The following is a 24,464-nucleotide window of genomic DNA, read 5'->3' on the forward strand; positions in this document are numbered from 1 at the left end:
ACGCTCATCCTTCTTTTCTACTGTGCGGCGTCTTGTCGTCGGTGACTTCCCGGTACCACAGTTCATGGTGCTTGCGCGCCCAGGCGCGGCTGACCCAGCCATGCAGCATGGCGCCAATCGAGCCCTTGATCCAGATCCCGGCGTAGATGTGCACGATGATGCTGAGGATCAGCACGAACGCCGCCAGGGCATGCAGCAGCGCCGACAGGCGGATGACGTCGATACCGAACCAATGGCTGAAATACGCGCGCCAGATCACCACGCCACTGACCAGCAGCACCAGCATGCACGCCAGCAGCGTCCAGAACAGCAGCTTCTGCCCGGCGTTGTACTTGCCGATCGGCGGCACGCCCTCTTCCTTGTTGAGCATCACCCGGTCGATGCGGCGCAGCCACAGGCGGTCGTTGGCGGTGATGAAGTTGGCGCGCCAGAAGCGCAATACCAGGCCAAGGAAGAACACGAACATCGCCACGCCGATGAACGGGTGGAGGATCCGTGTCCACGGCCCGCCGCCGAACAGGTGGCTGAGCCAGAACAGCGCCGGGTGGAACAGCGCCAGCCCCGACAGGCCAGCCAGCACGAACAGGATCGCGACGATCCAGTGGTTGCTCCGCTCGTTGGCGTTGTAGCGCAGGATAGGCTTGTTGTCGTTCATGGCCGCTGCTCCCCCTGCCCGCCCGGGCGGTTCGGATCATAGACATGCACCGCCGGGTCCACCTGGTGGACATCGTTATCCACAGGTGCCGGATGCTCGTCTTCCTCGACCCGCTGCGGGCCGACACGCACGTAGTGGAAGAACCCGGCCAGCACCGCCGCGCCCATGGCCAGCAGTGCCAGCGGCTTGCTGAAGCCCTTCCACAGCCCGACCAGCGGGCTGATCACCGGTTGGTCCGGCAGGCCGGCGTAGATCCGCGGCGTGTCGGCATGGTGCAGCACGTACATCACGTGGGTGCCGCCGACACCGTCCGGGTCGTACAACCCGGCGTTGTCGTAGCCCCGCGACTTCAGGTCGACGATGCGCTCGTCGGCATGCACCTTCATCTCCTCCTTGCTGCCGAAGACGATCGCCCCGGTCGGGCAAGTCTTCACGCAGGCCGGCTCCAGGCCCACGCTCACGCGGTCGGAACACAGGGTGCACTTGTACGCCTTGTGATCCTTCTGCGAAATGCGCGGGATGTTGAACGGGCAGCCGGTGATGCAGTAGCCGCAACCGATGCAGTGGTCCTGGTTGAAGTCGACGATACCGTTGGCATGCTTGATGATCGCCCCTGGGCTCGGGCACGCTTTCAGACAACCCGGATCGGCGCAGTGCATGCAGCCATCCTTGCGGATCAGCCACTCCAGGTTGCCGTCGTCGCGCTCATGCTCGGTGAAGCGCATCAAGGTCCAGGTTTCGGCACTGAGGTCCTGGGGGTTGTCGTAGGTGCCATGGTTGTGGCCGACCTCGTCACGCAGTTCGTTCCACTCCGAGCACGCCACCTGGCAGGCCTTGCAGCCGATGCACTTGGTGGTGTCGATCAGCTTGGCGACTTCCTGCTGCTGGCGTACCGAAGGCGGCACGGTGGTGGTGGCCGAGCGGGCAATGATGTCTTGGCTGGCCATCAGAGTTTCTCCACTTTGACGAGGAACGACTTGGACTCCGGCGTCTGGGTATTGCCATCACCGAGGAACGGCACCAGGGTGTTGGTCAGGTAACCGTGCCGCGTGGCGCCGGTGAACCCCCAGTGCAACGGGATGCCGATCTGGTGCACGGTCTGGTTGTTGACCTGCAGCGGGCGGATCCGCTTGGTCACCACCGCCACCGCGTCGATATGCCCGCGCTTGCTCGACACCCGCACCCGGTCACCGGCCTTGATGCCCTTCTCGTTCGCCAGCACCTCGCCGATCTCGACGAACTGCTCGGGCTGGGCGATGGCGTTGAGCCGGCAATGCTTGCTCCAGAAGTGGAAGTGCTCGGTCAGCCGGTAGGTGGTCGCCGCATGGGGGAACTCGTCGTGGGTGCCCAAGGTGTCCCACACCGAATCGAAGATGCGCCCGGCCGGGTTGCTGGTGGCCTTCTTGTTCTGCGGGTGCAGCGGGTTGATGCCAATCGGCGTCTCGAATGGCTCGTAGTGCTCGGGGAACGGCCCCTCGGCCATCTTGTCGATGGCGAAGAAGCGCGCCACGCCCTCAGGGTTCATGATGAACGGGTTCATCCCCGCTTCCGGCGGCGAGTCGACCTTGAAGTCGGGCACGTCGGTGCCGGTCCAGGCCTTGCCGTTCCACCACACCAGGCGCTTCTTCTCCGGGTCCCATGGCTTGCCTTGCGGGTCGCTGGAGGCGCGGTTGTAGAGGATGCGGCGGTTGGCCGGCCATGCCCATGCCCAGTTCTGCACCTGGTGCATGCCATAGGGGTCGCTGTTGTCGCGACGGGCCATCTGGTTGCCCTGCTCGGTCCAACTGCCGGCAAAGATCCAGCAGCCCGACGCGGTGCTGCCGTCGTCCTTCATCTGGGCGAAGCCGGCGAGCTGTTGCCCCGCTTTGAGCGTGGCGCCGGTGGCATCGGTGAGATCGCTGACCGCCCAGCCGTTCATCTCCTTGGCCAGCTCTTCGGGGGATGGCTCCTCAGGGACCTTGTACGGCCAGCTGATGTTGAGCAGCGGGTCCGGATAGGCGCCGCCCTCGGCCTGGTAGCGCTTGCGCAGGCGCAGGAACAGCTCGCTCATGATGTGCACGTCGGTACGGGTCTGGCCCGGCCCATCAGCGCCCTTCCAGTGCCACTGCAGCCAGCGGCTGCTGTTGACCAGCGAACCGTCCTCTTCGGCGAAGCAGGTGGTGGGCAGGCGGATCACCTCGGTCTGGATGTTGGCCGTGTCGACGTCGTTGAACGGGCCGGCGTTGCGCCAGAACTCGGACGTTTCGGTAGCCAGCGGGTCCATGATCACCAGCCACTTGAGCTTGGCCAGCGCGGCGGTGACGCGGTTCTTGTCCGGCAACGCGGCGATCGGGTTGAAGCCCTGGCACATGTAGCCGTTAACCTTGCCCTGGCCCATCATCTCGAACATGCGCAGCACGTCGTAGGCCGGCACGTCGAGCTTGGGCAGCCAGTCATAGCCCCAGTTGTTCTCCGCCGTGGCATTGGCGCCGTACCAGGCCTTCATCAGGCTGACATGGAACTTGCCGTAGTTCTGCCAGTACGACAGCTGCCCCGGGCGCAACGGCTTGGAGGCGCGCTTGTCGATGTAGGTGGCGTAATCCTGCTCGGCGTCGCCGGCCAGCGTGAGGTAACCCGGCAGCGAGTTCGACAGCAGGCCCAGGTCGGTCAGGCCCTGGATGTTGGAGTGCCCGCGCAGGGCGTTGACCCCGCCGCCGGGCATGCCGACGTTGCCCAGCAGCAACTGCACCATCGCCGCGCTGCGGATGATCTGCGCGCCGATCGAGTGCTGGGTCCAGCCCAGGGCATAGAGGATCGTCATGGTCTTGCCCGGCACCGAGCAGGTGGCGATCTCTTCCCAGACTTTCATCATCTGGTCCTGGGGCATGCCACAGGTCATGCTCGCCAGCTCCGGCGTGTAGCGGCTGTAGTGCTGCTTCATCAGCTGGTACACGCAACGCGGGTGCTGCAGGGTCGGGTCGACCTTGGCAAAACCGTCCTCGCCCAGCTCGTAGCCCCAGCCGGACTTGTCGGCATACACGCGCTTGGCCGCGTCGTAGCCGCTGAACAGCCCGTCCTCGAAGCCATAGCTCTCTTTGACGATGAACGACACATCGGTGTAGTTGCGCACGTACTCGTGCTGGATCTTGTCGTTGCTCAGCAGGTAGTTGATCAGCCCGCCCATGAAGGCGATGTCGCTGCCGGTACGGATCGGCGCGTAGTAATCGGCCACCGAGGCGGTACGGGTGAACCGCGGGTCGACCACGATCAGCCGCGCCTTGTTGTGCGCCTTGGCTTCGGTCACCCACTTGAAGCCGCACGGGTGCGCTTCAGCGGCGTTGCCGCCCATCACCAGGACCAGGTTTGCGTTGGCGATATCAGACCAGTGATTGGTCATCGCGCCACGGCCATACGTCGGGGCAAGACTTGCCACCGTCGGGCCGTGTCAGACACGCGCCTGGTTATCGAACCCCAGCATGCCGGTTGCACGGACCACCTTGTGCGTCAGGTAGCCCGCTTCGCTGGAAGCGGCGGACGCAGCAAGGAACCCGGTGGTGAGCCAGCGGTTGACCGTCTGGCCCTGGGCATTCTTCTCGATGAAGTTGGCGTCGCGGTCCTGTTTCATCAGGTCGGCGATGCGATCGAGGGCGTCGTCCCACTCGATGCGGGTCCACTCGTTGCTGCCCGGCTTGCGCACCTCGGGGTACTGCAGGCGGCTCGGGCTGTGGATAAAGTCCAGCAGGCCCGCGCCTTTCGGGCACAAGGTGCCGCGGTTGACCGGATGGTCCGCGTCGCCCTCGATATGGATGATGTTCTGTTTGACGTTCTTGCCCGCATCACCCTGGCTGTACATGATCAGGCCGCAGCCGACCGAGCAGTAGGGGCAGGTGTTACGGGTTTCTTTGGTGTGCGCCAGCTTGAAGTGGCGCACCTGCTCGGCGAACGCGGGGGTCGGGGCCATGCCCAACGCCGCGAGGCTCGAGCCTCCAAGGCCGACGGCGGCGACCTTGAAGAATTGCCGACGGTTGAGGTCCATCGTGCACTCCTGATCAGGTTCTCGGGCGCACGGGACTTGGCCGGCGCCTCAGGGACTTCACGGTGGCGGTGGGTAGAGACCGCCAACTGTTAAGCCTAGTCAAGAATCTGGGAAGTGGGGTGACCTGGATCATGGAAAGGTAATGCAATCCCACATCGCGATCAGAAACGGACTACACCGCAAACCAGCTTTTGCTTGCTAGGTTGCTGAATCCACATGGACGAGGCACGTATGAATGAACACGAAACACTTCATGGTCGGGCTCTTGCTCGCCCTCCCGATGCACGTAACGCCCACACTGGCGACTCCAGCCAACCGGCCTGACGCCCCTGCCATTTCGCCCATCAGCGCCGAGAAAGCGCGAAGCATGGCCGCCGCCGCCGAACGTGCCGCTCGCGCCCAGGGCTTCGCCATCGTCATCAGCATCGTCGACAACCACGGCAACCTGAAGCACTTCCACCGCATGGACGGCACCAGCAGCGGTAGTGTCCAGGTAGCGCAGCTCAAAGCCGCTACATCTGCACGCTTTCCACTGTCATCCGGCTCACTGGGTGAACGCAGCGCCGGGTTGCCAGCCAATCCCTACGCTTCGCTGCCCGGCTTCACTTTGCTGGAAGGCGGGTTGCCAATCATGGATGCGAACGGCAGGCATATCGGCGGTATAGGCATCAGCGGAGCAACACCAGAGCTAGATGCACAGTTTGCCCAGGCGGCGCTCGAAGAAAGCTGACAGGCAAAAAGAAACCCGCTTCATGCCTGAAGCGGGTTTCTTGTCACAGCTCCGTTCACCTGTGGCACCTAGTGCCCACAGGCAAGGATCAGAACGGAATATCGTCGTCGAAGCTGTCGAAGTCAGCGGCTGGCTGTGGAGCCGGCTGTTGCGGCGCTGGGCGCTGCGGAGCTTGTTGCGGGCGCTGGGCCTGCTGGCGCGGGGCCTGGTTGTACTGTTGCTGCTGACCGCCCTGGTTGTAGTTGTTGCCACCACCCTGGTTGTACTGGTCGCCACCGCCCTGCTGGCCCTGCGGACGACCGCCGAGCAGCTGCATGGTGCCGTTGATGTCGACGATGATCTCGGTGGTGTAGCGCTTGATGCCGTCCTTTTCCCACTCGCGGGTCTGCAGCTTGCCCTCGATGTAGCACTGCGAACCCTTGCGCAGGTATTCGCCGGCGATTTCGGCGACCTTGCCGAACAGCGAGACACGGTGCCACTCGGTGCGCTCGACCTTCTGGCCCGACTGCTTGTCGGTCCACTGCTCGCTGGTGGCCAGGCTCAGGTTGGTCACGGCGTTACCGTTGGGCAGGTAGCGGACTTCGGGATCCTGACCGCAGGTACCGACCAGAATGACTTTGTTAACCCCACGGGCCATAACGTTCTCCTAGGCTTCGCACGCCGCAGAGGCTGGATTCACCAGACGCTCGAGGGTCGCACGGTCCAAAATTTTCGTATCCAGTTTGATATAGATGGCGGCTTCTTCTGCCACCACCACGGCGTCGGTCACACCCGGCACGGCCATCAGGCGCTCGGTCAGCCCGGCTTCCCGGACCGCTTCCGGCGTCAGCGGCATGCGCAGGCTGGTCACGTACGGCGGCTCGTTCATGCGCAACGCCGTGAGCAGCCAGAAGGCGCACAAGCCAGCGCAGCCGAGGAACACCATGCTCAAGCCACCGTGCTGGAACAACCAGCCACCGAGGATGCCACCCAGTGCCGCGCCAAGGAACTGGCTGGTGGAGTACACCCCCATCGCCGTGCCCTTGCCGCCGGCAGGCGACACCTTGCTGACCAGCGAAGGCAAGGATGCCTCCAGCAGGTTGAATGCAGTAAAGAATACCACGGTGCCGATCACCAGTCCGCGCAAGTTGTCAGCCCACTGCCAGAAGAACACCTCCACCAGCAGCAGGACACTGACCGCGCCGAGCAACACGCGTTTCATCTTGCGCTTCTTTTCCCCGTAGATGATGAAGGGGATCATTGCAAAAAATGAAACCAGCAGCGCGGTCAGGTACACCCACCAGTGCTGTTCCTTGGGCAGCCCGCCACGCTCGACGAAGGCCAGGGGCAGCGCCACGAAGCTGGCCATCAGGATCGCGTGCAGCACGAAAATACTGATGTCCAGGCGTAGAAGGTCCGGATTGCGCAGGGTCGGGCCGAGGGCCTGGCGGGCGACACCGGACTCGCGATGGCTCAGCACACTGTGCGAGCTGGGCACGACGAAGGCGATCAGCGCGATGCCGACCAGGGCAAGTCCTGCCGTGGCCAGGAACAATCCTGACAAACCAAAGGCGCGGGTCAACAGCGGGCCGACCACCATCGCCACGGCGAACGACAAGCCGATGCTCATGCCGATCATGGCCATGGCCTTGGTCCGGTGCTGTTCGCGGGTCAGGTCGGACAACAGCGCCATGACCGCCGCGGAAATTGCCCCCGCGCCCTGCAGGATGCGCCCGGCGATAACCCCCCAGATCGAGTCGGCCTGGGCCGCCAGCACACTGCCCAGGGCGAAGATCACCAGCCCCACATAGATCACCGGCCGGCGACCGATGCGGTCGGAAATCACCCCGAACGGAATCTGCAGCACCGCTTGCGTCAGACCATAGGCACCGATGGCCAGGCCGATCAGTGCAGGCGTCGCACCGGCGAGGTCCATACCGTAGGTGGCCAGCACCGGCAGCACCATGAACATGCCCAGCATACGAAAGGCAAAGACCAGGGCCAGGCCGCTCGCGGCGCGGGTTTCGCTGCCACTCATGCGCTCGTTGTGGGTGTCGTGCATGGATTAACCTCGTGTGAACCGGCGGCGATTCTATCAGTCCGACGCCTTGACGGCATATACGCGACGCTTTGCCGCGTACTGGCAGCGCGCCGTATACTGCTTTGTTTATGCCCGCCGAGCGAGGCCGTAGTGGACAAGATCCTGATCCGTGGGGCGCGTACCCACAACCTGAAGAACATCGACCTGACCCTGCCCCGGGACAAACTGATCGTGATCACCGGCCTGTCCGGGTCCGGCAAGTCCTCGCTGGCGTTCGACACGCTGTACGCCGAAGGCCAGCGCCGTTATGTCGAGTCGCTGTCGGCCTATGCCCGGCAGTTCCTGTCGATGATGGAGAAACCCGACGTCGACACCATCGAAGGATTGTCGCCGGCCATCTCCATCGAGCAGAAGTCGACCTCGCACAACCCGCGCTCGACCGTCGGCACCATTACCGAGATCTACGACTACCTGCGCCTGCTCTATGCCCGCGTCGGCACCCCGCGCTGCCCGGACCATGACATCCCGCTTGAGGCGCAAACGATCAGCCAGATGGTCGACCTGGTGCTGGAAAAGCCCGAAGGCAGCAAGCTGATGCTGTTGGCGCCGGTTATCCGCGAGCGCAAGGGTGAGCACCTGGCGGTGTTCGACGAGCTGCGCGCCCAGGGCTTCGTGCGCGCCCGGGTCAACGGCAAGCTCTACGAGCTCGACGAGTTGCCCAAGCTCGACAAACAGAAGAAACACAGCATTGATGTGGTGGTAGACCGCTTCAAGGTCCGCGCCGACCTGCAGCAGCGTCTGGCCGAATCCTTCGAGACCGCGCTCAAGCTGGCCGACGGCATCGCCCTGGTGGCGCCGATGGACGACGAGGAAGGCGAAGAAGTGATCTTTTCGGCGCGCTTCGCCTGCCCGGTGTGCGGCCATGCGATCAGCGAGCTGGAGCCGAAGCTGTTCTCCTTCAACAACCCGGCTGGCGCCTGCCCGACCTGCGATGGCCTGGGGGTCAAGCAGTTCTTCGACACCAAGCGCCTGGTCAACGCCGAGCTGACCTTGGCCGAAGGCGCGATTCGCGGTTGGGACCGGCGCAACGTCTATTACTTCCAGATGCTCGGCTCGCTGGCCGCGCATTACGGCTTCAGCCTGGAGGAACCGTTCGGCGAGCTGTCCGCCGAGCACCAGAAGGTCATCCTGCAAGGCAGTGGCAAGCAGAGTGTCGACTTCAAGTACCTCAACGACCGTGGCGACATCGTCAAGCGCTCGCACCCGTTCGAAGGCATCGTGCCGAACCTTGAGCGTCGCTATCGCGAGACCGAGTCGGCCACCGTGCGTGAAGAGCTGGCCAAGTTCCTCGGCACCCAGCCCTGCCCTGATTGCCGCGGCACACGCCTGCGCCGTGAAGCGCGCCATGTCTGGGTGGGCGAGAAGACCCTGCCGGCAGTGACCAACCTGCCGATCGGCGAAGCCAGCAATTACTTCGGCGCGCTGAGCCTCACCGGTCGGCGTGGCGAGATCGCGGCGAAGATCCTCAAGGAGATCTGCGAGCGCCTGCAGTTCCTGGTCAACGTCGGCCTCGACTACCTGACCCTCGACCGCAGCGCCGATACCCTGTCTGGCGGCGAGGCCCAGCGCATCCGCCTGGCCAGCCAGATCGGTGCAGGCCTGGTGGGCGTGATGTACATCCTCGACGAGCCCTCTATCGGCCTGCACCAGCGCGATAACGACCGCTTGCTGGCGACGCTCAACCACCTGCGCGACCTCGGCAACACGGTGATCGTGGTCGAGCACGACGAGGACGCCATTCGCCTGGCCGACTACGTGGTGGACATCGGCCCGGGCGCTGGCGTGCATGGCGGGCAGATCGTCGCCGAGGGCTCGCCCGAGGAGGTGATGGCGCATCCCGACTCGCTGACCGGCAAATACCTGTCCGGGCGCAAGAAGATCGTCGTGCCGGCCAAGCGCACCCCGCGCAACAAGAAGCTGTCGCTCAAGCTCAAGGGCGCGCGCGGCAACAACCTGCAGAACGTCGACCTGGAAGTGCCGATCGGCCTGCTGACCTGCGTGACCGGTGTGTCCGGCTCGGGCAAGTCGACGCTGATCAACAACACCCTGTTCCCCCTGGCCGCCACTGCGCTAAACGGGGCCAGCAGCCTGGAGGCTGCGCCGCACGCCAGCGTCGATGGCCTGCAACACTTGGACAAGGTGGTCGATATCGACCAGAGCCCGATCGGCCGTACGCCACGGTCGAACCCGGCTACCTATACCGGCATCTTCACGCCGATCCGCGAGCTGTTCGCCGGCGTGCCGGAATCGCGTTCGCGCGGATACGGCCCGGGGCGTTTCTCGTTCAACGTCAAGGGTGGGCGCTGCGAGGCCTGCCAGGGCGACGGCCTGATCAAGGTGGAGATGCACTTCCTGCCGGACATCTACGTGCCGTGCGACGTGTGCAAGAGCAAGCGTTACAACCGCGAGACCCTGGAGATCAAGTACAAGGGCAAGAACATCCACGAGGTGCTGGAAATGACCATCGAGGATGCCCGCGAGTTCTTCGACGCAGTGCCGGCCCTGGCGCGCAAGCTGCAAACCCTGATGGATGTGGGCCTGTCGTACATCAAGCTGGGGCAATCGGCGACCACGCTGTCGGGCGGCGAAGCACAGCGGGTCAAGCTGTCTCGCGAGCTGTCCAAACGCGACACCGGCAAGACCCTGTACATCCTCGACGAGCCGACCACTGGCCTGCACTTCGCCGATATCCAGCAACTGCTGGATGTACTGCACCGCCTGCGTGACCACGGCAACACCGTGGTGGTGATCGAGCACAATCTGGATGTGATCAAGACCGCCGACTGGCTGGTGGACCTGGGACCGGAAGGTGGGTCCAAAGGCGGCCAGATCATTGCCTGTGGCACCCCAGAGGAGCTGAGCAAGATGAAGCAGTCGTACACCGGCCACTACCTCAAGCCACTGCTGGAACGTGACCGGGCCTGAGTGAAGTCGCTGACATGAAAAAGCCCCTGGTACCGTCGGTGCCAGGGGCTTTTTCATAGGGCTGTGGATAACTTACATCTGCGACTGCAGGTAGTTCTCCAGGCCGATGGCCTTGATCAGACCCTGCTGCTTCTCCAGCCAGTAGGTGTGATCTTCTTCGGTGTCGGCCAGCTGCGCGCGCAGGATGTCACGGCTGATGTAGTCCTTGTGCAGTTCGCACAGCTCGATGCCCTTGCACAGCGCGCCACGCACCTTGTACTCGAGCTTGAGATCGGCCTCGATCATCTCCGGTACGGTGCTGCCCACTTCCAGGTCGTCGGCGCGCATGTCCGGAGTACCTTCGAGCATGAGGATACGGCGCATCAGGGCATCGGCGTGCTGCGTCTCTTCTTCCATCTCGTGGTTGATACGCTCGTAGAGCTTGGTCAGGCCCCAGTCTTCGTACATGCGCGAGTGGATGAAGTACTGATCGCGTGCTGCCAGTTCGCCCTTCAGCAACGTGACGAGATAGTTGATTACGTCCGGGTGACCTTGCATCGCCCTGCTTCTCCGTGTGAATACGTCAATAGAGCCTAGTGTGAACCAGGTTTTGCTCGCGGTCACTGAAAAACGCGCAATTAGAAGCAAAAAATCGGCTAACCAGTAGTGATATTCATTGAAAAACCGCCCAAATGAGGGCGGTTCTTCTTATCACTTCGACTTAGCCGAGATTCACACCCAATGCCTTGGCAATCCCTTCGCCGTAGGCCGGATCAGCCTTGTAGAAGTACTGCAGCTGACGCTGGATGACATCGTCGCTGACACCGGCCATGGTCCCGGCGATGTTGTTGATCAACAGCGCCTTCTGCTCTTCGCTCATCAGGCGGAACAACGCCCCGGCATGGCTGTAGTAATCGTTGTCCTCACGGTGATCGTAACGATCCGCCGAGCCGTTCAGGGCCAGTGCGGGCTCGGCATGCCGCGGCGATTGCTTCGGCGCGCTTGCATGGCTGTTGGGCTCGTAGTTAGGAGCGCCGCCGTATGCGCCGATGGCCATGGAGCCGTCGCGTTGGTAGCTGTTCACCGGGCTGCGCGGCGCATTGACCGGCAGTTGCTGGTGGTTGGTGCCTACGCGGTAACGATGCGCATCGGCATAGGCGAACACACGGCCCTGCAGCATGCGATCTGGCGACAGGCCAACCCCGGGGACCATGTTGCTGGGCCCGAACGCCGCCTGCTCGACTTCGGCGAAGTAGTTGAGCGGGTTGCGGTTGAGCTCCAGCACACCGACTTCGATCAACGGGTAGTCCTTCTGCGACCAGGTCTTGGTCACATCGAACGGGTTTTCGTCGCGGCTGGCCGCCTCGGCCTCGCTCATCACCTGGATGCACACGGTCCAACGCGGGAAATCGCCGCGCTCGATTGCTTCGAACAGGTCACGCTGGGCGTAGTCCGGGTCGCTCCCGGCCAGGCGGGCGGCATCGGCCGGCGCCAGGTTCTTGATGCCTTGCTGGGTCTTGAAGTGCCATTTTACCCAGCTCCGCTCGCCCTGGGCGTTGATCAGGCTGTAGGTGTGGCTGCCGAAGCCGTGCATGTGGCGGTAGCCATCGGGAATGCCGCGATCGGAGAACAGGATGGTGACCTGGTGCAGTGCCTCGGGCGAATGCGACCAGAAGTCCCACATCATTTGCGCGTTCTTCAGGTTGGTCTGCGGGTGGCGCTTCTGGGTGTGGATGAAGTCGGGGAACTTCAGCGGATCACGAATGAAAAACACCGGGGTATTGTTGCCGACGATGTCCCAGTTACCTTCCTCGGTGTAGAACTTCACCGCGAAACCACGCGGGTCGCGTTCGGTGTCCGCGGAGCCGCGCTCGCCACCCACGGTGGAGAATCGCAGGAACGTCTCGGTCTGCTTGCCAATAGCCTCGAACAGCCTGGCACTGGTGAGCTCGGTGATATCACGAGTGACGGTGAAGGTACCGTAGGCGCCGGAGCCCTTGGCGTGCACGCGGCGCTCCGGGATGTTCTCGCGGTTGAAGTGGGCAAGCTTCTCGAGCAGGTGGAAGTCGTCGAGCAGCAGCGGGCCACGGGGGCCTGCGGAACGGGAGTTCTGGTTGTCGGCTACGGGTGCACCGCTGGCGGTAGTGAGAATCTTGCTCATGGGCTCTCCTGATCGGTCTTGAATTGCCGGCTAATCGGCTTGAGGAGAGTATTGTCGAGCGAGGTTACAAGAACAAATTCATTAAGTGACTTATATCAATAGAAAATAACAATTCACCAGACAACAAAAAACCGGGCCTAGGCCCGGTTTCTTGTAGCAGACAGAACGTCTTACTCGGCAGCTTCTACAGCACCACCGACCGGACGATCAACCAGCTCGACGTACGCCATAGGCGCGTTGTCGCCAGCGCGGAAACCGCACTTCAGGATACGCAGGTAGCCGCCCTGACGGGTGGCGTAGCGCTTGCCCAGGTCGTTGAACAGTTTGCCAACGGCGGACTTCGAACGGGTACGGTCGAAGGCCAGACGACGGTTGGCAACGCTGTCTTCCTTGGCCAGGGTGATCAGCGGCTCGGCAACGCGGCGCAGTTCCTTGGCTTTCGGCAGGGTGGTTTTGATCAGCTCGTGCTCGATCAGCGACACAGCCATGTTCTGGAACATAGCTTTGCGGTGAGAGCTGGTACGGCTCAGGTGACGTCCACTTTTACGATGACGCATGATTCATTCCTTACCAAACACAACGTTCGGTGATTACGACGATCAGGCAGTCGCCTTGTCGTCTTTCTTAAGGCTTGCAGGCGGCCAGTTGTCGAGGCGCATGCCGAGAGACAGACCACGGGAGGCCAGGACGTCCTTGATTTCAGTCAGGGACTTCTTGCCCAGGTTAGGAGTCTTCAACAGCTCTACTTCGGTACGCTGAATCAGGTCGCCGATGTAGTAGATGTTCTCCGCCTTGAGGCAGTTGGCCGAACGTACGGTCAGTTCCAGGTCGTCAACCGGGCGCAGCAGGATCGGATCGATCTCGTCTTCCTGCTCGACCACAACCGGCTCGCTGTCACCTTTGAGGTCGACGAACGCGGCCAGCTGCTGTTGCAGGATGGTCGCGGCACGACGGATGGCCTCTTCAGGATCCAGGGTACCGTTGGTTTCCAGATCGATGACCAGCTTGTCCAGGTTGGTACGCTGCTCAACACGGGCGTTCTCGACCACGTAGGCGATACGACGCACCGGACTGAACGAGGCGTCCAGCTGGAGACGGCCAATGCTGCGGCTTTCGTCTTCGTCGGTCTGACGGGAGTCGGCCGGCTCGTAACCGCGACCACGAGCTACGGTGAGCTTCATGTTCAGGGCGCCGTTGGACGCCAGGTTCGCGATTACGTGATCGGGGTTGACGATCTCGACATCGTGATCCAGCTGAATATCGGCAGCGGTAACCACCCCCGAACCCTTTTTCGACAAGGTCAGCGTAACTTCGTCACGACCGTGCAGTTTGATAGCCAGGCCTTTCAGGTTCAACAGGATTTCAATGACGTCTTCCTGTACACCTTCGATCGCGGAGTACTCGTGGAGTACGCCATCGATCTCGGCCTCGACTACTGCACAGCCAGGCATGGAGGACAACAGGATGCGGCGCAGCGCGTTGCCCAGGGTATGGCCGAAGCCACGCTCGAGAGGCTCGAGCGTGATCTTGGCGCGGGTTGGACTGACAACCTGCACGTCGATGTGACGGGGTGTCAGAAACTCATTTACCGAAATCTGCATGGATGCACCTATTTTCTAGCCCTTACTTGGAGTAGAGCTCGACAATCAGGTTTTCGTTGATGTCGGCGGACAGGTCGCTGCGAGCAGGAACGTTCTTGAAAACGCCCGACTTTTTAGCAGCATCCACATCAACCCACTCAACGCGGCCACGCTGGGCGCACAGTTCAAGGGCTTGAACAATGCGCAGCTGGTTCAGCGACTTCTCGCGAACCGAGACCACGTCACCCGGACGAACTTGGTAGGATGGAATGTTTACAGTCTTACCGTTGACGCTGATCGCTTTGTGCGAAACCAGCTGACGGGACTCGGAACGAGTCGAGCCGAAGCCCATACGGTAAACGACGTTATCCAGACGGCACTCGAGCAGTTGCAGCAGGTTCTCACCGGTTGCGCCTTTTTTCGAGGCAGCAGCTTGGTAGTAACCGCGGAACTGACGCTCCAGAACACCGTAGATACGACGGACTTTTTGTTTCTCGCGCAGCTGGGTACCGTAGTCGGACTGACGGCCACGGCGCTGGCCGTGGATACCTGGGGCTGCTTCGATGTTGCACTTCGATTCCAGAGCGCGAACGCCGCTCTTCAGGAACAGGTCAGTGCCTTCACGGCGAGACAGTTTGCATTTTGGACCAATGTAACGTGCCATTTATCTGTCTCCTGATTACACGCGACGCTTCTTCGGCGGACGGCACCCGTTATGCGGGATTGGCGTCACGTCGGTGATGCTGGCGATCTTGTAGCCGCAGCTGTTCAGTGCACGAACGGCGGACTCACGACCTGGACCTGGACCCTTGACGTTCACGTCGAGGTTTTTCAGACCGTATTCCAGCGCAGCTTGACCAGCACGCTCAGCAGCGATCTGTGCTGCGAACGGGGTGGATTTGCGCGAACCACGGAAACCCGAACCACCGGAAGTAGCCCAGGACAGTGCGTTGCCCTGACGGTCGGTGATGGTCACGATGGTGTTGTTGAAAGACGCATGGATGTGGGCGATGCCATCAACCACTGTCTTTTTGATTTTTTTACGAGGACGAGCAGCAGGTTTTGCCATGTCTATATTCCTGGGCGATTACTTGCGGATCGGCTTACGCGGGCCCTTACGGGTGCGTGCGTTGGTCTTGGTGCGCTGACCGCGAACCGGCAGACCTTTACGATGACGCAGGCCGCGGTAGCAACCCAGGTCCATCAAGCGCTTGATCTTCATGTTGATGTCACGGCGCAGGTCACCTTCGGTGGTGAACTTCGCGACTTCGCCACGCAGGGTTTCGATTTGCTCGTCGCTCAGATCCTTGATCTTAGCGGCTGGGTTTACACCAGCATCCGCACAGATTTTCTGTGCAGTTGTGCGACCGACACCATAGATGTAGGTCAGCGAGATAACAGTATGCTTGTTATCTGGAATGTTGACGCCTGCAATACGGGCCATTCAGTGGGACTCCAATTGACAGCTACCTACGCCCCGGAAGCCAAGAAATAGGGCGCGAGATAATATCGCTGTAGAAACGAATAATCAACCCAGCAGCACACTAGCTGCTGGGTTTGAAGCGCGGATCACACTCAGCCTTGGCGCTGCTTGTGACGCGGTTCCGCGCTGCAGATCACGCGCACGATACCTTCGCGACGAATGATCTTGCAGTTGCGGCACAGCTTTTTCACCGATGCACGAACTTTCATTACCGACTCCTCGAACCTTAAGGGGCTAAATCAGCGCAGCAGACCGCTGCCGCCGTAGCCTTTCAGGTTGGCTTTCTTCATCAGGGATTCGTACTGGTGCGAAACGAGGTGCGATTGTACTTGGGACATGAAGTCCATCACAACCACTACCACAATCAGCAACGAGGTCCCGCCAAGGTAGAACGGCACGTTTGCTGCTACCACCAGGAACTGGGGCAGAAGGCACACGGCCATCATGTAAAGAGCACCGAACATGGTCAAACGGGTCAGAACGCCATCAATGTAGCGCGCCGACTGCTCACCAGGACGGATGCCCGGAATAAAGGCACCGGACTTCTTCAGGTTTTCCGCTACGTCTTTCGGGTTGAACATCAACGCTGTGTAGAAGAAGCAGAAGAAAATGATCCCTGCACTAAACAGCAGAATGTTCAACGGCTGACCAGGAGCGATCGACTGCGAGATGTCCTGCAGCCAGCCCATACCTTCAGACTGACCGAACCAGGCACCCAGCGAAGCCGGGAACAGCAAGATGCTGCTCGCGAAAATGGCCGGGATTACGCCCGCCATGTTCACTTTCAGCGGCAGGTGGCTGGTCTGCGCAGCGAAGACCTTGCGGCCCTGCTGACGCTTGGCGTAGTGAACGGCGATACGACGCTGACCACGCTCGATGAACACCACGAAGCCGATAATCGCTACTGCCAGCAAACCGATTGCGACCAGGGCGAAGATGTTGATATCGCCTGTGCGTGCAGACTCGAAAGACTGCCCGATTGCTCTCGGAAGACCGGCAACGATACCTGCGAAGATCAACATCGAGATACCGTTGCCCACACCGCGCTCGGTGATCTGCTCGCCCAGCCACATCATGAACATCGCGCCCGCCACGAAGGTGGAGACGGCGACGACATGGAAGCCGAGGCCAACAGAAAACGCCACGCCCTGGTTAGCCAGGCCAATGGACATGCCAATGGCTTGAACCAGCGCCAGGATAACGGTGCCGTAGCGGGTGTACTGGCTGATCTTGCGACGGCCAGCTTCACCTTCCTTCTTCAACTGCTCCAGCTGCGGGCTGACAGCGGTCATGAGCTGCATGATGATCGATGCCGAGATGTACGGCATGATCCCCAGTGCAAAGATGCTCATGCGCTCCAGCGCGCCGCCGGAAAACATGTTGAACAAGCTAAGAATGGTCCCCTCATTCTGCCGGAACAGATCCGCGAGACGGTCCGGGTTAATGCCTGGTACCGGGATGTGCGCGCCAATCCGATAGACGATGATCGCCATGAACAGAAAACGCAGACGAGCCCAGAGTTCCGACATCCCGCCCTTACCGAGCGAAGAGAGAGCACCTTGCTTAGCCATTTATTCCTCGAACTTGCCGCCAGCTGCTTCGATAGCCGCACGTGCACCTTTGGTGACGGCGATACCCTTGAGGGTGACTGCGCGAGTGACTTCGCCCGACAGCATGATTTTCACACGCTGTACGTGCTGGCCGATCACGTTGGCGTCCTTCAGGGACTGAACGGTGATCAGATCGCCTTCCACCTTGGCCAGCTCGGACAGACGCACTTCTGCGCGGTCCATGGCTTTCAGGGAAACGAAGCCGAACTTCGGCAGGCGACGGTGCAGCGGCTGTTGACCGCCTTCGAAGCCTGGAGCAATGGAGCCACCGGAACGGGAAGTCTGACCTTTGTGACCACGGCCACCAGTCTTGCCCAGACCGCTACCGATACCACGGCCCGGACGGTGCTTCTCGCGACGGGAACCCGGCGCTGGACTCAGATCATTGAGTTTCATCGATTAACCCTCGACCTTCAGCATGTAGTAAGCCTTGTTGATCATCCCGCGGTTCTCGGGAGTATCCTGGACTTCTACAGTGTGACCGATACGACGCAGACCCAGACCCTTCACGCACAGCTTGTGGTTAGGGATACGGCCCGAGACGCTCTTGATCAGCGTAACTTTGACGGTTGCCATGATCAGCGGATCTCCTCAACAGTCTTGCCGCGCTTGGCAGCAATGGACTCAGGGGATTGCATGGCTTTCAGACCCTTGAAGGTGGCGTGAACCACGTTCACCGGGTTGGTCGAACCGTAGCACTTGGCCAGGACGTTCTGAACACCAGCAACTTCCAGGACGGCACGCATTGCGCCGCCGGCGATGATACCGGTACCTTCCGAGGCAGGCTGCATGTAGACCTTCGAGGCGCCGTGGGCGGCCTTGGTGGCGTACTGCAGGGTGGTGCCCTTCAGGTCAACCTGAATCATGTTGCGACGAGCAGCTTCCATGGCTTTCTGGATCGCGGCAGGTACTTCGCGCGACTTGCCACGGCCAAAGCCAACACGACCCTTGCCATCACCTACCACGGTCAGCGCGGTGAAGGTGAAGATACGGCCGCCTTTAACGGTTTTGGCTACGCGGTTAACTTGAACCAGCTTCTCGATGTAGCCTTCGTCGCGCTTTTGATCGTTATTTGCCATAACTTAGAACTCCAGCCCGCCTTCACGAGCAGCATCAGCCAGCGCCTTGACGCGGCCATGGTACTTGAAGCCGGAACGGTCAAAGGCAACTTGAGATACACCGGCGGCTTTCGCGCGCTCAGCTACCAGCTTGCCAACCTTAGTGGCCGCGTCGATGTTGCCAGTGGCGCCATCACGCAGTTCTTTGTCCAAGGTAGAGGCGCTTGCCAGAACCTTGCTGCCGTCGGCCGAAATGACCTGGGCATAGATGTGCTGCGAGGAGCGGAACACGCACAGACGCACGGCTTCGAGCTCGTGCATTTTCAGGCGTGCTTTGCGAGCGCGACGCAGTCGAATAACTTTTTTGTCGGTCATTTGCTAGGCCCTACTTCTTCTTGGCTTCTTTACGACGGACTACTTCGTCCGCGTAACGCACACCCTTGCCCTTGTAAGGCTCTGGCGGACGGAAACCGCGGACTTCAGCGGCCACCTGACCCACCAGCTGCTTGTCGATACCCTTGATCAGGATGTCGGTCTGGCTTGGGGTTTCAGCGGTGATACCGGCTGGCAGTTCGTAATCCACTGGGTGCGAGAAGCCCAGAGCCAGGTTCAGGACGGTGCCTTTGGCCTGAGCTTTGTAACCAACACCGACCAGCTGGAGCTTACGCTCGAAGCCTTGGCTTACGCCTTGGACCATGTTGTTCACCAGGGCGCGGGTGGTACCGGCCATGGCGCGAGCTTGCTGGTCACCGTTGCGAGCGACGAAACGCAGCTCACCAGACTCTTCGGTAACTTCAACAGACGAGTGAACGTTCAGTTCGAGAGTGCCCTTGGCACCCTTCACCGAAAGCTGCTGGCCGGCGAATTTGACTTCGACGCCTGCTGGCAGCTTAACGGGGTTCTTAGCGACGCGAGACATGCCTATCTCCCCTTAGAACACTGTGCACAGAACTTCGCCGCCGACACCGGCAGCGCGCGCAGCGCGGTCAGTCATCACACCTTTGTTGGTGGAGACGATAGACACGCCCAGGCCGCCACGTACTTTCGGCAGCTCAGAGACGGCCTTGTACTGGCGCAGGCCAGGACGGCTGGTACGCTTCAGTTCCTCGATGACCGGACGGCCTTCGAAGTACTTGAGTTCGATAGACAGGGAAGGCTTGGCTTCGCCGTTGACTTCGTAGCCAGCGATGTAGCCTTCGTCTTTCAGTACTTTGGCAACCGCGACCTTCAGGGTAGAAGAAGGCATGCTTACGACAGACTTTTCAGCCATCTGGGCATTACGGATGCGAGTTAGCATGTCCGCTAACGGGTCCTGCATACTCATGGGCTAGATGCTCCTGATACAAGAATTATTAGCCTTGCGGCTATCACAACCACCCGAGCAGGCAGGGCAAAAAACCCGGGCTCAGGTGAGCCGGTCATTCTAGACACAAGGCAGAAACGAAACAAGCCCCATATAGGGGCTTGTTTCAATGCGAGGTCACCGGCGGTCGGAAGATCACTCCCCTTCCACCGGTGGTCACGCCAACCGGGATTACCAGCTGGCCTTGACCAGACCTGGCACGTCACCGCGCATGGCGGCTTCGCGCAGCTTGTTACGGCCGAGGCCGAACTTGCGGTACACGCCGTGCGGACGACCGGTGATGCGGCAACGGTTACGCATGCGCGAAGCGCTGGCGTCACGTGGTTGCTTCTGCAGGGCGACAACGGCAGCGAAACGCTCTTCTGGAGAGGCGTTCAGGTTGACGATGGTCGCTTTCAGCTCGGCACGCTTTTTGGCGTACTTGGCTACCGTGAGCTGACGCTTCAGCTCGCGGTTTTTCATGCTCTTCTTGGCCATTTTCCTACTCCAATCAGTTGCGGAACGGGAACTTGAAAGCACGCAGCAGAGCGCGGCCTTCGTCGTCCGAACGAGCAGTGGTGGTCAGGGTGATGTCCAAACCGCGCAGAGCATCGATCTTGTCGTAGTCGATTTCCGGGAAGATGATCTGCTCTTTCACGCCCATGCTGTAGTTGCCACGACCATCGAAGGACTTGGCATTCAGGCCGCGGAAGTCGCGAACCCGAGGCAGGGAGATCGCCAGCAGGCGGTCCAGGAATTCGTACATCTTGTCGCTACGCAGGGTCACCTTGACGCCGATCGGCCAGCCTTCACGGACTTTGAAGCCCGCGATGGATTTACGAGCGAAAGTCACGACCGGCTTTTGACCGGTGATCTTTTCCAGGTCAGCAACAGCGTGCTCGATGACTTTCTTGTCGCCGATCGCTTCGCCCAGACCCATGTTCAGGGTGATTTTGGTAACGCGCGGAACTTCCATCACGTTCGACAGCTTAAGTTCTTCCTTAAGCTTGGGAGCGATTTCGTTCCGGTAAATCTCTTTCAGTCGTGCCATGGTCTTCTACCTAGCAGTGTTCAAGCATCAACCGCTTTTTGGGTCGACTTGAAGACACGAATTTTCTTGCCTTCTTCTACTTTGAAGCCAACGCGGTCAGCCTTGTTGGTTTCGCTGTTGAAGATGGCAACGTTGGAAGCGTGCAGTGGCGCTTCTTTTTCGACGATACCGCCCTGAACGCCCGCCATCGGGTTAGGCTTGGTATGACGCTTGACCAGGTTCACACCACCGATGACCAGACGGTCATCAGCCAGAACCTTCAGCACCTTACCGCGCTTACCCTTGTCTTTGCCGGCGATCACGATGATCTCGTCGTCACGACGAATCTTTTGCATGTCGGATCTCCTTAGAGCACTTCAGGGGCGAGCGAAACGATCTTCATGAACTTCTCGGTACGAAGTTCACGGGTCACTGGCCCGAAGATGCGAGTACCGATCGGCTCTTGCTTGGTGTTCAGCAGAACAGCAGCGTTGCCGTCGAAACGAATGATGGAACCGTCAGCGCGACGTACACCGTGACGGGTACGGACGACAACAGCGGTCATCACCTGGCCTTTTTTGACCTTACCGCGAGGAATTGCTTCCTTGACGGTAACTTTGATGATGTCACCGATACCGGCGTAACGACGGTGGGAACCGCCGAGCACCTTGATGCACATGACGCGACGAGCGCCGCTGTTATCGGCCACATCGAGCATGGATTGAGTCTGAATCATAAAATTTCTCCGACCCCTAGCCCTTAGACTTCAACAGCGCGTTCGAGGACTTCAACCAGTGCCCAGGACTTGGTCTTGGCCAGCGGACGGGTTTCACGGATGGAAACCTTGTCGCCGATCTTGCACTGGTTGGCTTCGTCGTGCGCGTGCAGCTTAGTCGAACGCTTAACGTATTTACCGTAGATCGGGTGCTTTACGCGACGCTCGATCAGAACGGTGATGGTCTTGTCCATTTTGTCGCTGACGACACGGCCAGTCAGCGTACGGACGGTTTTTTCAGCTTCAGCCATGATCACTTACCTGCCTGCTGGTTGAGCACAGTTTTCACGCGAGCGATGTCACGCTTAACTTGCGAGAGCAGGTGCGACTGCCCCAACTGGCCAGTTGCTTTCTGCATGCGCAGATTGAACTGGTCGCGCAGCAAGCCGAGCAGTTGCTCATTCAGTTGCTGTGCGGATTTTTCACGAAGTTCATTCGCTTTCATCACATCACCGTCCGCTTAACAAAGGAGGTGGCGAGAGGCAGCTTTGCAGCGGCCAGGGCGAAAGCTTCGCGCGCCAGCTCTTCAGAAACACCCTCGATCTCGTACAGGACTTTGCCTGGCTGAATCTGGGCAACCCAGTATTCCACGGAACCCTTACCTTTACCCATCCGCACTTCGAGAGGCTTCTTGGTAACCGGCTTGTCCGGGAACACACGGATCCAGATCTTGCCGCCACGCTTAACGTGACGGGTCAGGGCACGACGTGCCGACTCGATCTGGCGAGCGGTGAGACGACCGCGGGCGACAGCTTTCAGAGCGAACTCGCCGAAGCTGACCTTGCTACCGCGCAGTGCCAGACCACGGTTGTGGCCGGTCATCTGCTTGCGGAATTTTGTACGCTTTGGTTGCAACATTTGGCGTACCCCTTACTTAGCAGCTTTTTTACGAGGCGCTGGTGCTTGCGGCTTCAGCTCTTCCTGGCGACCACCAATAACTTCGCCTTTGAAGATCCAAACCTTCACACCGATCACACCGTAGGTGGTGTGAGCTTCGTAGGTGTTGTAGTCGATATCGGCACGCAGGGTGTGCAGGGGCACACGACCTTCGCGATACCACTCGGTACGTGCGATCTCGGCACCGCCGAGACGACCGCTCACCTGGATCTTGATGCCCTTGGCACCAATACGCATGGCGTTCTGCACGGCGCGCTTCATGGCGCGACGGAACATTACGCGGCGCTCCAGCTGCTGGGCTACGCTCTGAGCAACCAGCATAGCGTCGAGTTCCGGCTTGCGGATCTCTTCGATGTTGATGTGCACAGGCACACCCATCTGCTTGGTCAGGTCCTGACGCAGCTTCTCAACATCTTCACCTTTCTTGCCGATAACGATACCGGGACGAGCGGTGTGGATGGTGATGCGTGCAGTTTGAGCCGGGCGATGAATATCGATACGGCTAACGGACGCGCTTTTTAGTTTGTCTTGGAGGTACTCGCGAGTTTGCAGATCCTTCAGCAGGTAATCTGCGTAAGTCGCGCCGTCTGCGTACCAGACGGAGGTGTGCTCCTTGACGATTCCCAGGCGAATGCCAGTGGGATGTACTTTCTGACCCATCTGATCGACTCCGTTACTTGTCCGCAACCTTGACAGTGATATGGCAAGACCGCTTGACGATGCGATCAGCACGGCCTTTGGCACGTGGCATGATGCGCTTCAGCGAACGCCCTTCGTTGACGAAGACGGTGGAGACCTTCAGGTCATCAACGTCTGCGCCTTCGTTGTGTTCGGCGTTGGCAACGGCCGACTCGAGGACTTTCTTCATGATTTCAGCGGCTTTTTTGCTGCTGAAGGCCAACAGGTTGAGCGCTTCGCCCACCTTCTTCCCGCGGATCTGGTCGGCGACCAAGCGGGCTTTCTGGGCGGAGATGCGAGCGCCCGACAACTTAGCGGCTACTTCCATTTCCTTACCCCTTAACGCTTGGCTTTCTTGTCAGCCACGTGCCCGCGGTAGGTGCGGGTACCGGCGAACTCGCCCAGTTTGTGGCCGACCATGTCTTCGTTCACGAGAACTGGGACGTGTTGGCGACCGTTGTGTACCGCGATGGTCAGACCGACCATTTGTGGCAGGATCATCGAACGGCGCGACCAGGTTTTAACTGGCTTGCGATCGTTCTTCTCCACCGCCACTTCGACCTTCTTCAACAGGTGAAGATCGATAAAAGGACCTTTTTTCAGAGAACGTGGCACTGTCGTATCCCTCTAGTTACTTGCGACGACGGACGATCATGTTGTCGGTACGCTTATTACCACGGGTTTTAGCACCCTTGGTTGGGAAGCCCCATGGCGATACCGGATGACGACCACCGGAGGTACGACCTTCACCACCACCATGTGGGTGGTCAACCGGGTTCATGGCAACACCACGAACGGTTGGGCGAACGCCGCGCCAGCGTTTGGCACCAGCTTTACCCAGCGAACGCAGGCTGTGCTCGGAGTTCGAGACTTCGCCCAGGGTCGCACGGCACTCAGCCAGGACTTTACGCATTTCACCAGAGCGCAGACGCAGGGTCACGTAGACACCTTCGCGAGCGATCAGCTGAGCCGAGGCACCAGCGGAACGAGCGATCTGAGCACCTTTACCCGGCTTCAGTTCGATGCCGTGAATGGTGCTACCTACTGGAATGTTGCGCAGTTGCAGGGAGTTACCGGCCTTGATTGGGGCCAGGGCACCTGCGATCAGCTGGTCGCCAGCACTCACGCCTTTAGGGGCGATGATGTAGCGACGCTCACCGTCTGCGTAGCACAGCAGGGCGATGTGAGCAGTACGGTTTGGATCGTATTCGATACGCTCGACAGTGGCTGGGATGCCATCTTTGTCGTTGCGACGGAAGTCGACCAGACGGTAGTGCTGCTTATGACCACCACCCACGTGACGCGTGGTGATGCGGCCATTGTTGTTACGACCACCAGACTTCGATTTCTTCTCGATCAGCGGTGCGTGAGGAGCGCCTTTGTGCAGCTCCTTGTTGACCACCTTGACCACGAAACGGCGGCCAGGGGAAGTCGGTTTGCATTTAACGATTGCCATGATGCACCCC

Annotated in this window: 33 protein-coding genes; 2 read left to right on the forward strand and 31 right to left on the reverse strand. The window is 60.3% G+C overall.

All coding sequences use genetic code 11. The features are described from left to right. Positions 1 to 4 precede the first annotated feature (4 nt). From AAHK21_RS11140 to fdnG, 3 genes are read right to left on the reverse strand one after another with little or no spacing between them, the layout of a single operon-like run. Positions 5 to 655, reverse strand: a complete 651-nt coding sequence (locus AAHK21_RS11140; protein ID WP_367857271.1) for a formate dehydrogenase subunit gamma — start codon at positions 653 to 655, stop codon at positions 5 to 7. Next, entirely contained in the window at positions 652 to 1,602 is a 951-nt protein-coding gene (gene fdxH, locus AAHK21_RS11145; RefSeq protein ID WP_038707246.1) for a formate dehydrogenase subunit beta, read from the reverse strand. Before fdxH ends, AAHK21_RS11140 begins: the two co-directional genes overlap by 4 nt. Then, positions 1,602 to 4,670: a formate dehydrogenase-N subunit alpha gene (gene fdnG / locus AAHK21_RS11150; protein WP_367857272.1), complete on the reverse strand. Its 3,069-nt coding sequence runs from the start codon at positions 4,668 to 4,670 to the stop codon at positions 1,602 to 1,604. Before fdnG ends, fdxH begins: the two co-directional genes overlap by 1 nt. Positions 4,671 to 4,905: 235 nt before the next feature. Between fdnG and AAHK21_RS11155 the strand changes: the two genes are divergently transcribed. Beyond that, a complete protein-coding gene (locus AAHK21_RS11155) occupies positions 4,906 to 5,400 on the forward strand; it encodes a heme-binding protein (protein WP_231867457.1) in 495 nt (164 codons plus the stop codon). Between the two features lie 88 nt (positions 5,401 to 5,488). Here the strand turns inward: AAHK21_RS11155 and AAHK21_RS11160 are convergent, their stop codons facing one another. Both AAHK21_RS11160 and AAHK21_RS11165 read right to left on the reverse strand, forming a co-directional pair. Further along, a complete protein-coding gene (locus AAHK21_RS11160; RefSeq protein ID WP_023629920.1) occupies positions 5,489 to 6,037 on the reverse strand; it encodes a single-stranded DNA-binding protein in 549 nt (182 codons plus the stop codon). Between the two features lie 9 nt (positions 6,038 to 6,046). Continuing rightward, complete coding sequence (locus AAHK21_RS11165; RefSeq protein WP_046857339.1) at positions 6,047 to 7,441, reverse strand: MFS transporter; 1,395 nt, start codon at positions 7,439 to 7,441, stop codon at positions 6,047 to 6,049. 129 nt (positions 7,442 to 7,570) lie between these two features. On the opposite strand from AAHK21_RS11165, the gene uvrA reads away from it, so the two are divergent. Next, positions 7,571 to 10,405 carry an excinuclease ABC subunit UvrA gene (gene uvrA, locus AAHK21_RS11170; RefSeq protein WP_046857340.1) on the forward strand — a complete coding sequence of 945 codons (2,835 nt, stop codon included), beginning with the start codon at positions 7,571 to 7,573 and terminating at the stop codon, positions 10,403 to 10,405. Between the two features lie 72 nt (positions 10,406 to 10,477). Here uvrA and bfr read toward each other — a convergent pair whose 3' ends face one another. The 26 genes from bfr to rplB all read right to left on the reverse strand — a co-directional run bounded on the left by bfr (position 10,478) and on the right by rplB (position 24,454). Beyond that, entirely contained in the window at positions 10,478 to 10,942 is a 465-nt protein-coding gene (gene bfr / locus AAHK21_RS11175; protein ID WP_016715322.1) for a bacterioferritin, read from the reverse strand. 163 nt (positions 10,943 to 11,105) lie between these two features. Further along, positions 11,106 to 12,545 (reverse strand): catalase, encoded by a 1,440-nt coding sequence (locus AAHK21_RS11180; RefSeq protein WP_367857273.1) that lies wholly within the window; start codon positions 12,543 to 12,545, stop codon positions 11,106 to 11,108. A gap of 170 nt (positions 12,546 to 12,715) precedes the next feature. Further along, positions 12,716 to 13,102 carry a 50S ribosomal protein L17 gene (gene rplQ, locus AAHK21_RS11185; RefSeq protein ID WP_003255451.1) on the reverse strand — a complete coding sequence of 129 codons (387 nt, stop codon included), beginning with the start codon at positions 13,100 to 13,102 and terminating at the stop codon, positions 12,716 to 12,718. Positions 13,103 to 13,144: 42 nt separating this feature from the next. Further along, positions 13,145 to 14,146, reverse strand: coding sequence for a DNA-directed RNA polymerase subunit alpha (rpoA, locus tag AAHK21_RS11190; RefSeq protein WP_003255452.1), 1,002 nt, complete (start codon positions 14,144 to 14,146; stop codon positions 13,145 to 13,147). Between the two features lie 22 nt (positions 14,147 to 14,168). Beyond that, the gene (rpsD, locus tag AAHK21_RS11195) at positions 14,169 to 14,789 is read right to left on the reverse strand and encodes a 30S ribosomal protein S4 (RefSeq protein ID WP_023629185.1); all 621 of its coding nucleotides are present in this window, start codon (positions 14,787 to 14,789) and stop codon (positions 14,169 to 14,171) included. Positions 14,790 to 14,804: 15 nt separating this feature from the next. Further along, positions 14,805 to 15,194, reverse strand: a complete 390-nt coding sequence (rpsK, locus tag AAHK21_RS11200) for a 30S ribosomal protein S11 (RefSeq protein ID WP_012270237.1) — start codon at positions 15,192 to 15,194, stop codon at positions 14,805 to 14,807. 18 nt (positions 15,195 to 15,212) lie between these two features. Continuing rightward, positions 15,213 to 15,569 carry a 30S ribosomal protein S13 gene (rpsM, locus tag AAHK21_RS11205; protein ID WP_003255457.1) on the reverse strand — a complete coding sequence of 119 codons (357 nt, stop codon included), beginning with the start codon at positions 15,567 to 15,569 and terminating at the stop codon, positions 15,213 to 15,215. 131 nt (positions 15,570 to 15,700) lie between these two features. Continuing rightward, on the reverse strand, positions 15,701 to 15,817 hold the full coding sequence (gene rpmJ, locus AAHK21_RS11210) for a 50S ribosomal protein L36 (RefSeq protein WP_011531897.1): 117 nt from the start codon (positions 15,815 to 15,817) through the stop codon (positions 15,701 to 15,703). A gap of 30 nt (positions 15,818 to 15,847) precedes the next feature. Beyond that, positions 15,848 to 17,179 (reverse strand): preprotein translocase subunit SecY, encoded by a 1,332-nt coding sequence (gene secY / locus AAHK21_RS11215; RefSeq protein WP_003257108.1) that lies wholly within the window; start codon positions 17,177 to 17,179, stop codon positions 15,848 to 15,850. Then, on the reverse strand, positions 17,180 to 17,614 hold the full coding sequence (gene rplO, locus AAHK21_RS11220; RefSeq protein ID WP_011531896.1) for a 50S ribosomal protein L15: 435 nt from the start codon (positions 17,612 to 17,614) through the stop codon (positions 17,180 to 17,182). A gap of 3 nt (positions 17,615 to 17,617) precedes the next feature. Continuing rightward, positions 17,618 to 17,794, reverse strand: a complete 177-nt coding sequence (gene rpmD / locus AAHK21_RS11225; RefSeq protein ID WP_011531895.1) for a 50S ribosomal protein L30 — start codon at positions 17,792 to 17,794, stop codon at positions 17,618 to 17,620. Positions 17,795 to 17,796: 2 nt separating this feature from the next. Continuing rightward, complete coding sequence (rpsE, locus tag AAHK21_RS11230) at positions 17,797 to 18,297, reverse strand: 30S ribosomal protein S5 (RefSeq protein ID WP_046857343.1); 501 nt, start codon at positions 18,295 to 18,297, stop codon at positions 17,797 to 17,799. A gap of 3 nt (positions 18,298 to 18,300) precedes the next feature. Then, the gene (rplR, locus tag AAHK21_RS11235; RefSeq protein WP_023629183.1) at positions 18,301 to 18,651 is read right to left on the reverse strand and encodes a 50S ribosomal protein L18; all 351 of its coding nucleotides are present in this window, start codon (positions 18,649 to 18,651) and stop codon (positions 18,301 to 18,303) included. A 10-nt stretch (positions 18,652 to 18,661) separates the two neighbouring features. Beyond that, positions 18,662 to 19,195 carry a 50S ribosomal protein L6 gene (gene rplF, locus AAHK21_RS11240; protein ID WP_046857344.1) on the reverse strand — a complete coding sequence of 178 codons (534 nt, stop codon included), beginning with the start codon at positions 19,193 to 19,195 and terminating at the stop codon, positions 18,662 to 18,664. Between the two features lie 12 nt (positions 19,196 to 19,207). Beyond that, positions 19,208 to 19,600: a 30S ribosomal protein S8 gene (gene rpsH, locus AAHK21_RS11245; protein WP_023629182.1), complete on the reverse strand. Its 393-nt coding sequence runs from the start codon at positions 19,598 to 19,600 to the stop codon at positions 19,208 to 19,210. 210 nt (positions 19,601 to 19,810) lie between these two features. Then, positions 19,811 to 20,116, reverse strand: coding sequence for a 30S ribosomal protein S14 (gene rpsN / locus AAHK21_RS11250; protein WP_023629181.1), 306 nt, complete (start codon positions 20,114 to 20,116; stop codon positions 19,811 to 19,813). A gap of 13 nt (positions 20,117 to 20,129) precedes the next feature. Then, on the reverse strand, positions 20,130 to 20,669 hold the full coding sequence (gene rplE, locus AAHK21_RS11255) for a 50S ribosomal protein L5 (RefSeq protein WP_003255474.1): 540 nt from the start codon (positions 20,667 to 20,669) through the stop codon (positions 20,130 to 20,132). Between the two features lie 20 nt (positions 20,670 to 20,689). After that, on the reverse strand, positions 20,690 to 21,004 hold the full coding sequence (gene rplX / locus AAHK21_RS11260; RefSeq protein WP_023629180.1) for a 50S ribosomal protein L24: 315 nt from the start codon (positions 21,002 to 21,004) through the stop codon (positions 20,690 to 20,692). A gap of 11 nt (positions 21,005 to 21,015) precedes the next feature. Then, complete coding sequence (rplN, locus tag AAHK21_RS11265) at positions 21,016 to 21,384, reverse strand: 50S ribosomal protein L14 (protein WP_008089810.1); 369 nt, start codon at positions 21,382 to 21,384, stop codon at positions 21,016 to 21,018. Positions 21,385 to 21,407: 23 nt separating this feature from the next. Then, complete coding sequence (gene rpsQ, locus AAHK21_RS11270; protein ID WP_003255478.1) at positions 21,408 to 21,674, reverse strand: 30S ribosomal protein S17; 267 nt, start codon at positions 21,672 to 21,674, stop codon at positions 21,408 to 21,410. Between the two features lie 2 nt (positions 21,675 to 21,676). Then, positions 21,677 to 21,868 carry a 50S ribosomal protein L29 gene (gene rpmC, locus AAHK21_RS11275; RefSeq protein ID WP_002555481.1) on the reverse strand — a complete coding sequence of 64 codons (192 nt, stop codon included), beginning with the start codon at positions 21,866 to 21,868 and terminating at the stop codon, positions 21,677 to 21,679. Continuing rightward, on the reverse strand, positions 21,868 to 22,281 hold the full coding sequence (gene rplP / locus AAHK21_RS11280) for a 50S ribosomal protein L16 (protein WP_009397508.1): 414 nt from the start codon (positions 22,279 to 22,281) through the stop codon (positions 21,868 to 21,870). Before rplP ends, rpmC begins: the two co-directional genes overlap by 1 nt. 12 nt (positions 22,282 to 22,293) lie before the next feature. Further along, on the reverse strand, positions 22,294 to 22,980 hold the full coding sequence (rpsC, locus tag AAHK21_RS11285; protein ID WP_011531889.1) for a 30S ribosomal protein S3: 687 nt from the start codon (positions 22,978 to 22,980) through the stop codon (positions 22,294 to 22,296). 13 nt (positions 22,981 to 22,993) lie between these two features. Then, on the reverse strand, positions 22,994 to 23,326 hold the full coding sequence (rplV, locus tag AAHK21_RS11290) for a 50S ribosomal protein L22 (RefSeq protein ID WP_003103908.1): 333 nt from the start codon (positions 23,324 to 23,326) through the stop codon (positions 22,994 to 22,996). Between the two features lie 11 nt (positions 23,327 to 23,337). Then, complete coding sequence (gene rpsS, locus AAHK21_RS11295) at positions 23,338 to 23,613, reverse strand: 30S ribosomal protein S19 (RefSeq protein WP_003255482.1); 276 nt, start codon at positions 23,611 to 23,613, stop codon at positions 23,338 to 23,340. A 16-nt stretch (positions 23,614 to 23,629) separates the two neighbouring features. Further along, complete coding sequence (gene rplB, locus AAHK21_RS11300; RefSeq protein ID WP_003255483.1) at positions 23,630 to 24,454, reverse strand: 50S ribosomal protein L2; 825 nt, start codon at positions 24,452 to 24,454, stop codon at positions 23,630 to 23,632. Positions 24,455 to 24,464: the final 10 nt, after the last annotated feature.

The organism is Pseudomonas sp. TE50-2 (assembly GCF_040813665.1).
Lineage (GTDB): Bacteria > Pseudomonadota > Gammaproteobacteria > Pseudomonadales > Pseudomonadaceae > Aquipseudomonas > Aquipseudomonas soli.

Excerpts from the sequence above, each read along its gene's own strand:
- rpsM (WP_003255457.1), bottom strand. The coding sequence starts at position 15,569 with ATGGCCCGTATTGCAGGCGTCAACATTCCAGATAACAAGCATACTGTT.
- AAHK21_RS11155 (WP_231867457.1), top strand. The coding sequence starts at position 4,906 with ATGAACACGAAACACTTCATGGTCGGGCTCTTGCTCGCCCTCCCGATG.
- secY (WP_003257108.1), bottom strand. The coding sequence starts at position 17,179 with ATGGCTAAGCAAGGTGCTCTCTCTTCGCTCGGTAAGGGCGGGATGTCG.
- rplF (WP_046857344.1), bottom strand. The coding sequence starts at position 19,195 with ATGTCTCGCGTCGCTAAGAACCCCGTTAAGCTGCCAGCAGGCGTCGAA.
- rpsC (WP_011531889.1), bottom strand. The coding sequence starts at position 22,980 with ATGGGTCAGAAAGTACATCCCACTGGCATTCGCCTGGGAATCGTCAAG.
- rpmD (WP_011531895.1), bottom strand. The coding sequence starts at position 17,794 with ATGGCAACCGTCAAAGTTACGCTGATCAAGAGCGTCTCGGGCCGTATC.
- rpsD (WP_023629185.1), bottom strand. The coding sequence starts at position 14,789 with ATGGCACGTTACATTGGTCCAAAATGCAAACTGTCTCGCCGTGAAGGC.
- rplE (WP_003255474.1), bottom strand. The coding sequence starts at position 20,669 with ATGGCACGACTGAAAGAGATTTACCGGAACGAAATCGCTCCCAAGCTT.
- rplX (WP_023629180.1), bottom strand. The coding sequence starts at position 21,004 with ATGCAAAAGATTCGTCGTGACGACGAGATCATCGTGATCGCCGGCAAA.
- rplN (WP_008089810.1), bottom strand. The coding sequence starts at position 21,384 with ATGATTCAGACTCAATCCATGCTCGATGTGGCCGATAACAGCGGCGCT.
- AAHK21_RS11140 (WP_367857271.1), bottom strand. The coding sequence starts at position 655 with ATGAACGACAACAAGCCTATCCTGCGCTACAACGCCAACGAGCGGAGC.
- AAHK21_RS11165 (WP_046857339.1), bottom strand. The coding sequence starts at position 7,441 with ATGCACGACACCCACAACGAGCGCATGAGTGGCAGCGAAACCCGCGCC.
- rpsH (WP_023629182.1), bottom strand. The coding sequence starts at position 19,600 with ATGAGTATGCAGGACCCGTTAGCGGACATGCTAACTCGCATCCGTAAT.
- rpsN (WP_023629181.1), bottom strand. The coding sequence starts at position 20,116 with ATGGCCAAGAAGAGCATGAAAAACCGCGAGCTGAAGCGTCAGCTCACG.
- rplB (WP_003255483.1), bottom strand. The coding sequence starts at position 24,454 with ATGGCAATCGTTAAATGCAAACCGACTTCCCCTGGCCGCCGTTTCGTG.
- rpmC (WP_002555481.1), bottom strand. The coding sequence starts at position 21,868 with ATGAAAGCGAATGAACTTCGTGAAAAATCCGCACAGCAACTGAATGAG.
- AAHK21_RS11160 (WP_023629920.1), bottom strand. The coding sequence starts at position 6,037 with ATGGCCCGTGGGGTTAACAAAGTCATTCTGGTCGGTACCTGCGGTCAG.
- bfr (WP_016715322.1), bottom strand. The coding sequence starts at position 10,942 with ATGCAAGGTCACCCGGACGTAATCAACTATCTCGTCACGTTGCTGAAG.
- rpsK (WP_012270237.1), bottom strand. The coding sequence starts at position 15,194 with ATGGCAAAACCTGCTGCTCGTCCTCGTAAAAAAATCAAAAAGACAGTG.
- rplQ (WP_003255451.1), bottom strand. The coding sequence starts at position 13,102 with ATGCGTCATCGTAAAAGTGGACGTCACCTGAGCCGTACCAGCTCTCAC.
- rplP (WP_009397508.1), bottom strand. The coding sequence starts at position 22,281 with ATGTTGCAACCAAAGCGTACAAAATTCCGCAAGCAGATGACCGGCCAC.
- rplO (WP_011531896.1), bottom strand. The coding sequence starts at position 17,614 with ATGAAACTCAATGATCTGAGTCCAGCGCCGGGTTCCCGTCGCGAGAAG.
- rpsE (WP_046857343.1), bottom strand. The coding sequence starts at position 18,297 with ATGGCAAATAACGATCAAAAGCGCGACGAAGGCTACATCGAGAAGCTG.
- AAHK21_RS11180 (WP_367857273.1), bottom strand. The coding sequence starts at position 12,545 with ATGAGCAAGATTCTCACTACCGCCAGCGGTGCACCCGTAGCCGACAAC.
- rplV (WP_003103908.1), bottom strand. The coding sequence starts at position 23,326 with ATGGAAGTAGCCGCTAAGTTGTCGGGCGCTCGCATCTCCGCCCAGAAA.
- rpsQ (WP_003255478.1), bottom strand. The coding sequence starts at position 21,674 with ATGGCTGAAGCTGAAAAAACCGTCCGTACGCTGACTGGCCGTGTCGTC.
- rplR (WP_023629183.1), bottom strand. The coding sequence starts at position 18,651 with ATGACCGACAAAAAAGTTATTCGACTGCGTCGCGCTCGCAAAGCACGC.
- rpoA (WP_003255452.1), bottom strand. The coding sequence starts at position 14,146 with ATGCAGATTTCGGTAAATGAGTTTCTGACACCCCGTCACATCGACGTG.
- rpmJ (WP_011531897.1), bottom strand. The coding sequence starts at position 15,817 with ATGAAAGTTCGTGCATCGGTGAAAAAGCTGTGCCGCAACTGCAAGATC.
- fdxH (WP_038707246.1), bottom strand. The coding sequence starts at position 1,602 with ATGGCCAGCCAAGACATCATTGCCCGCTCGGCCACCACCACCGTGCCG.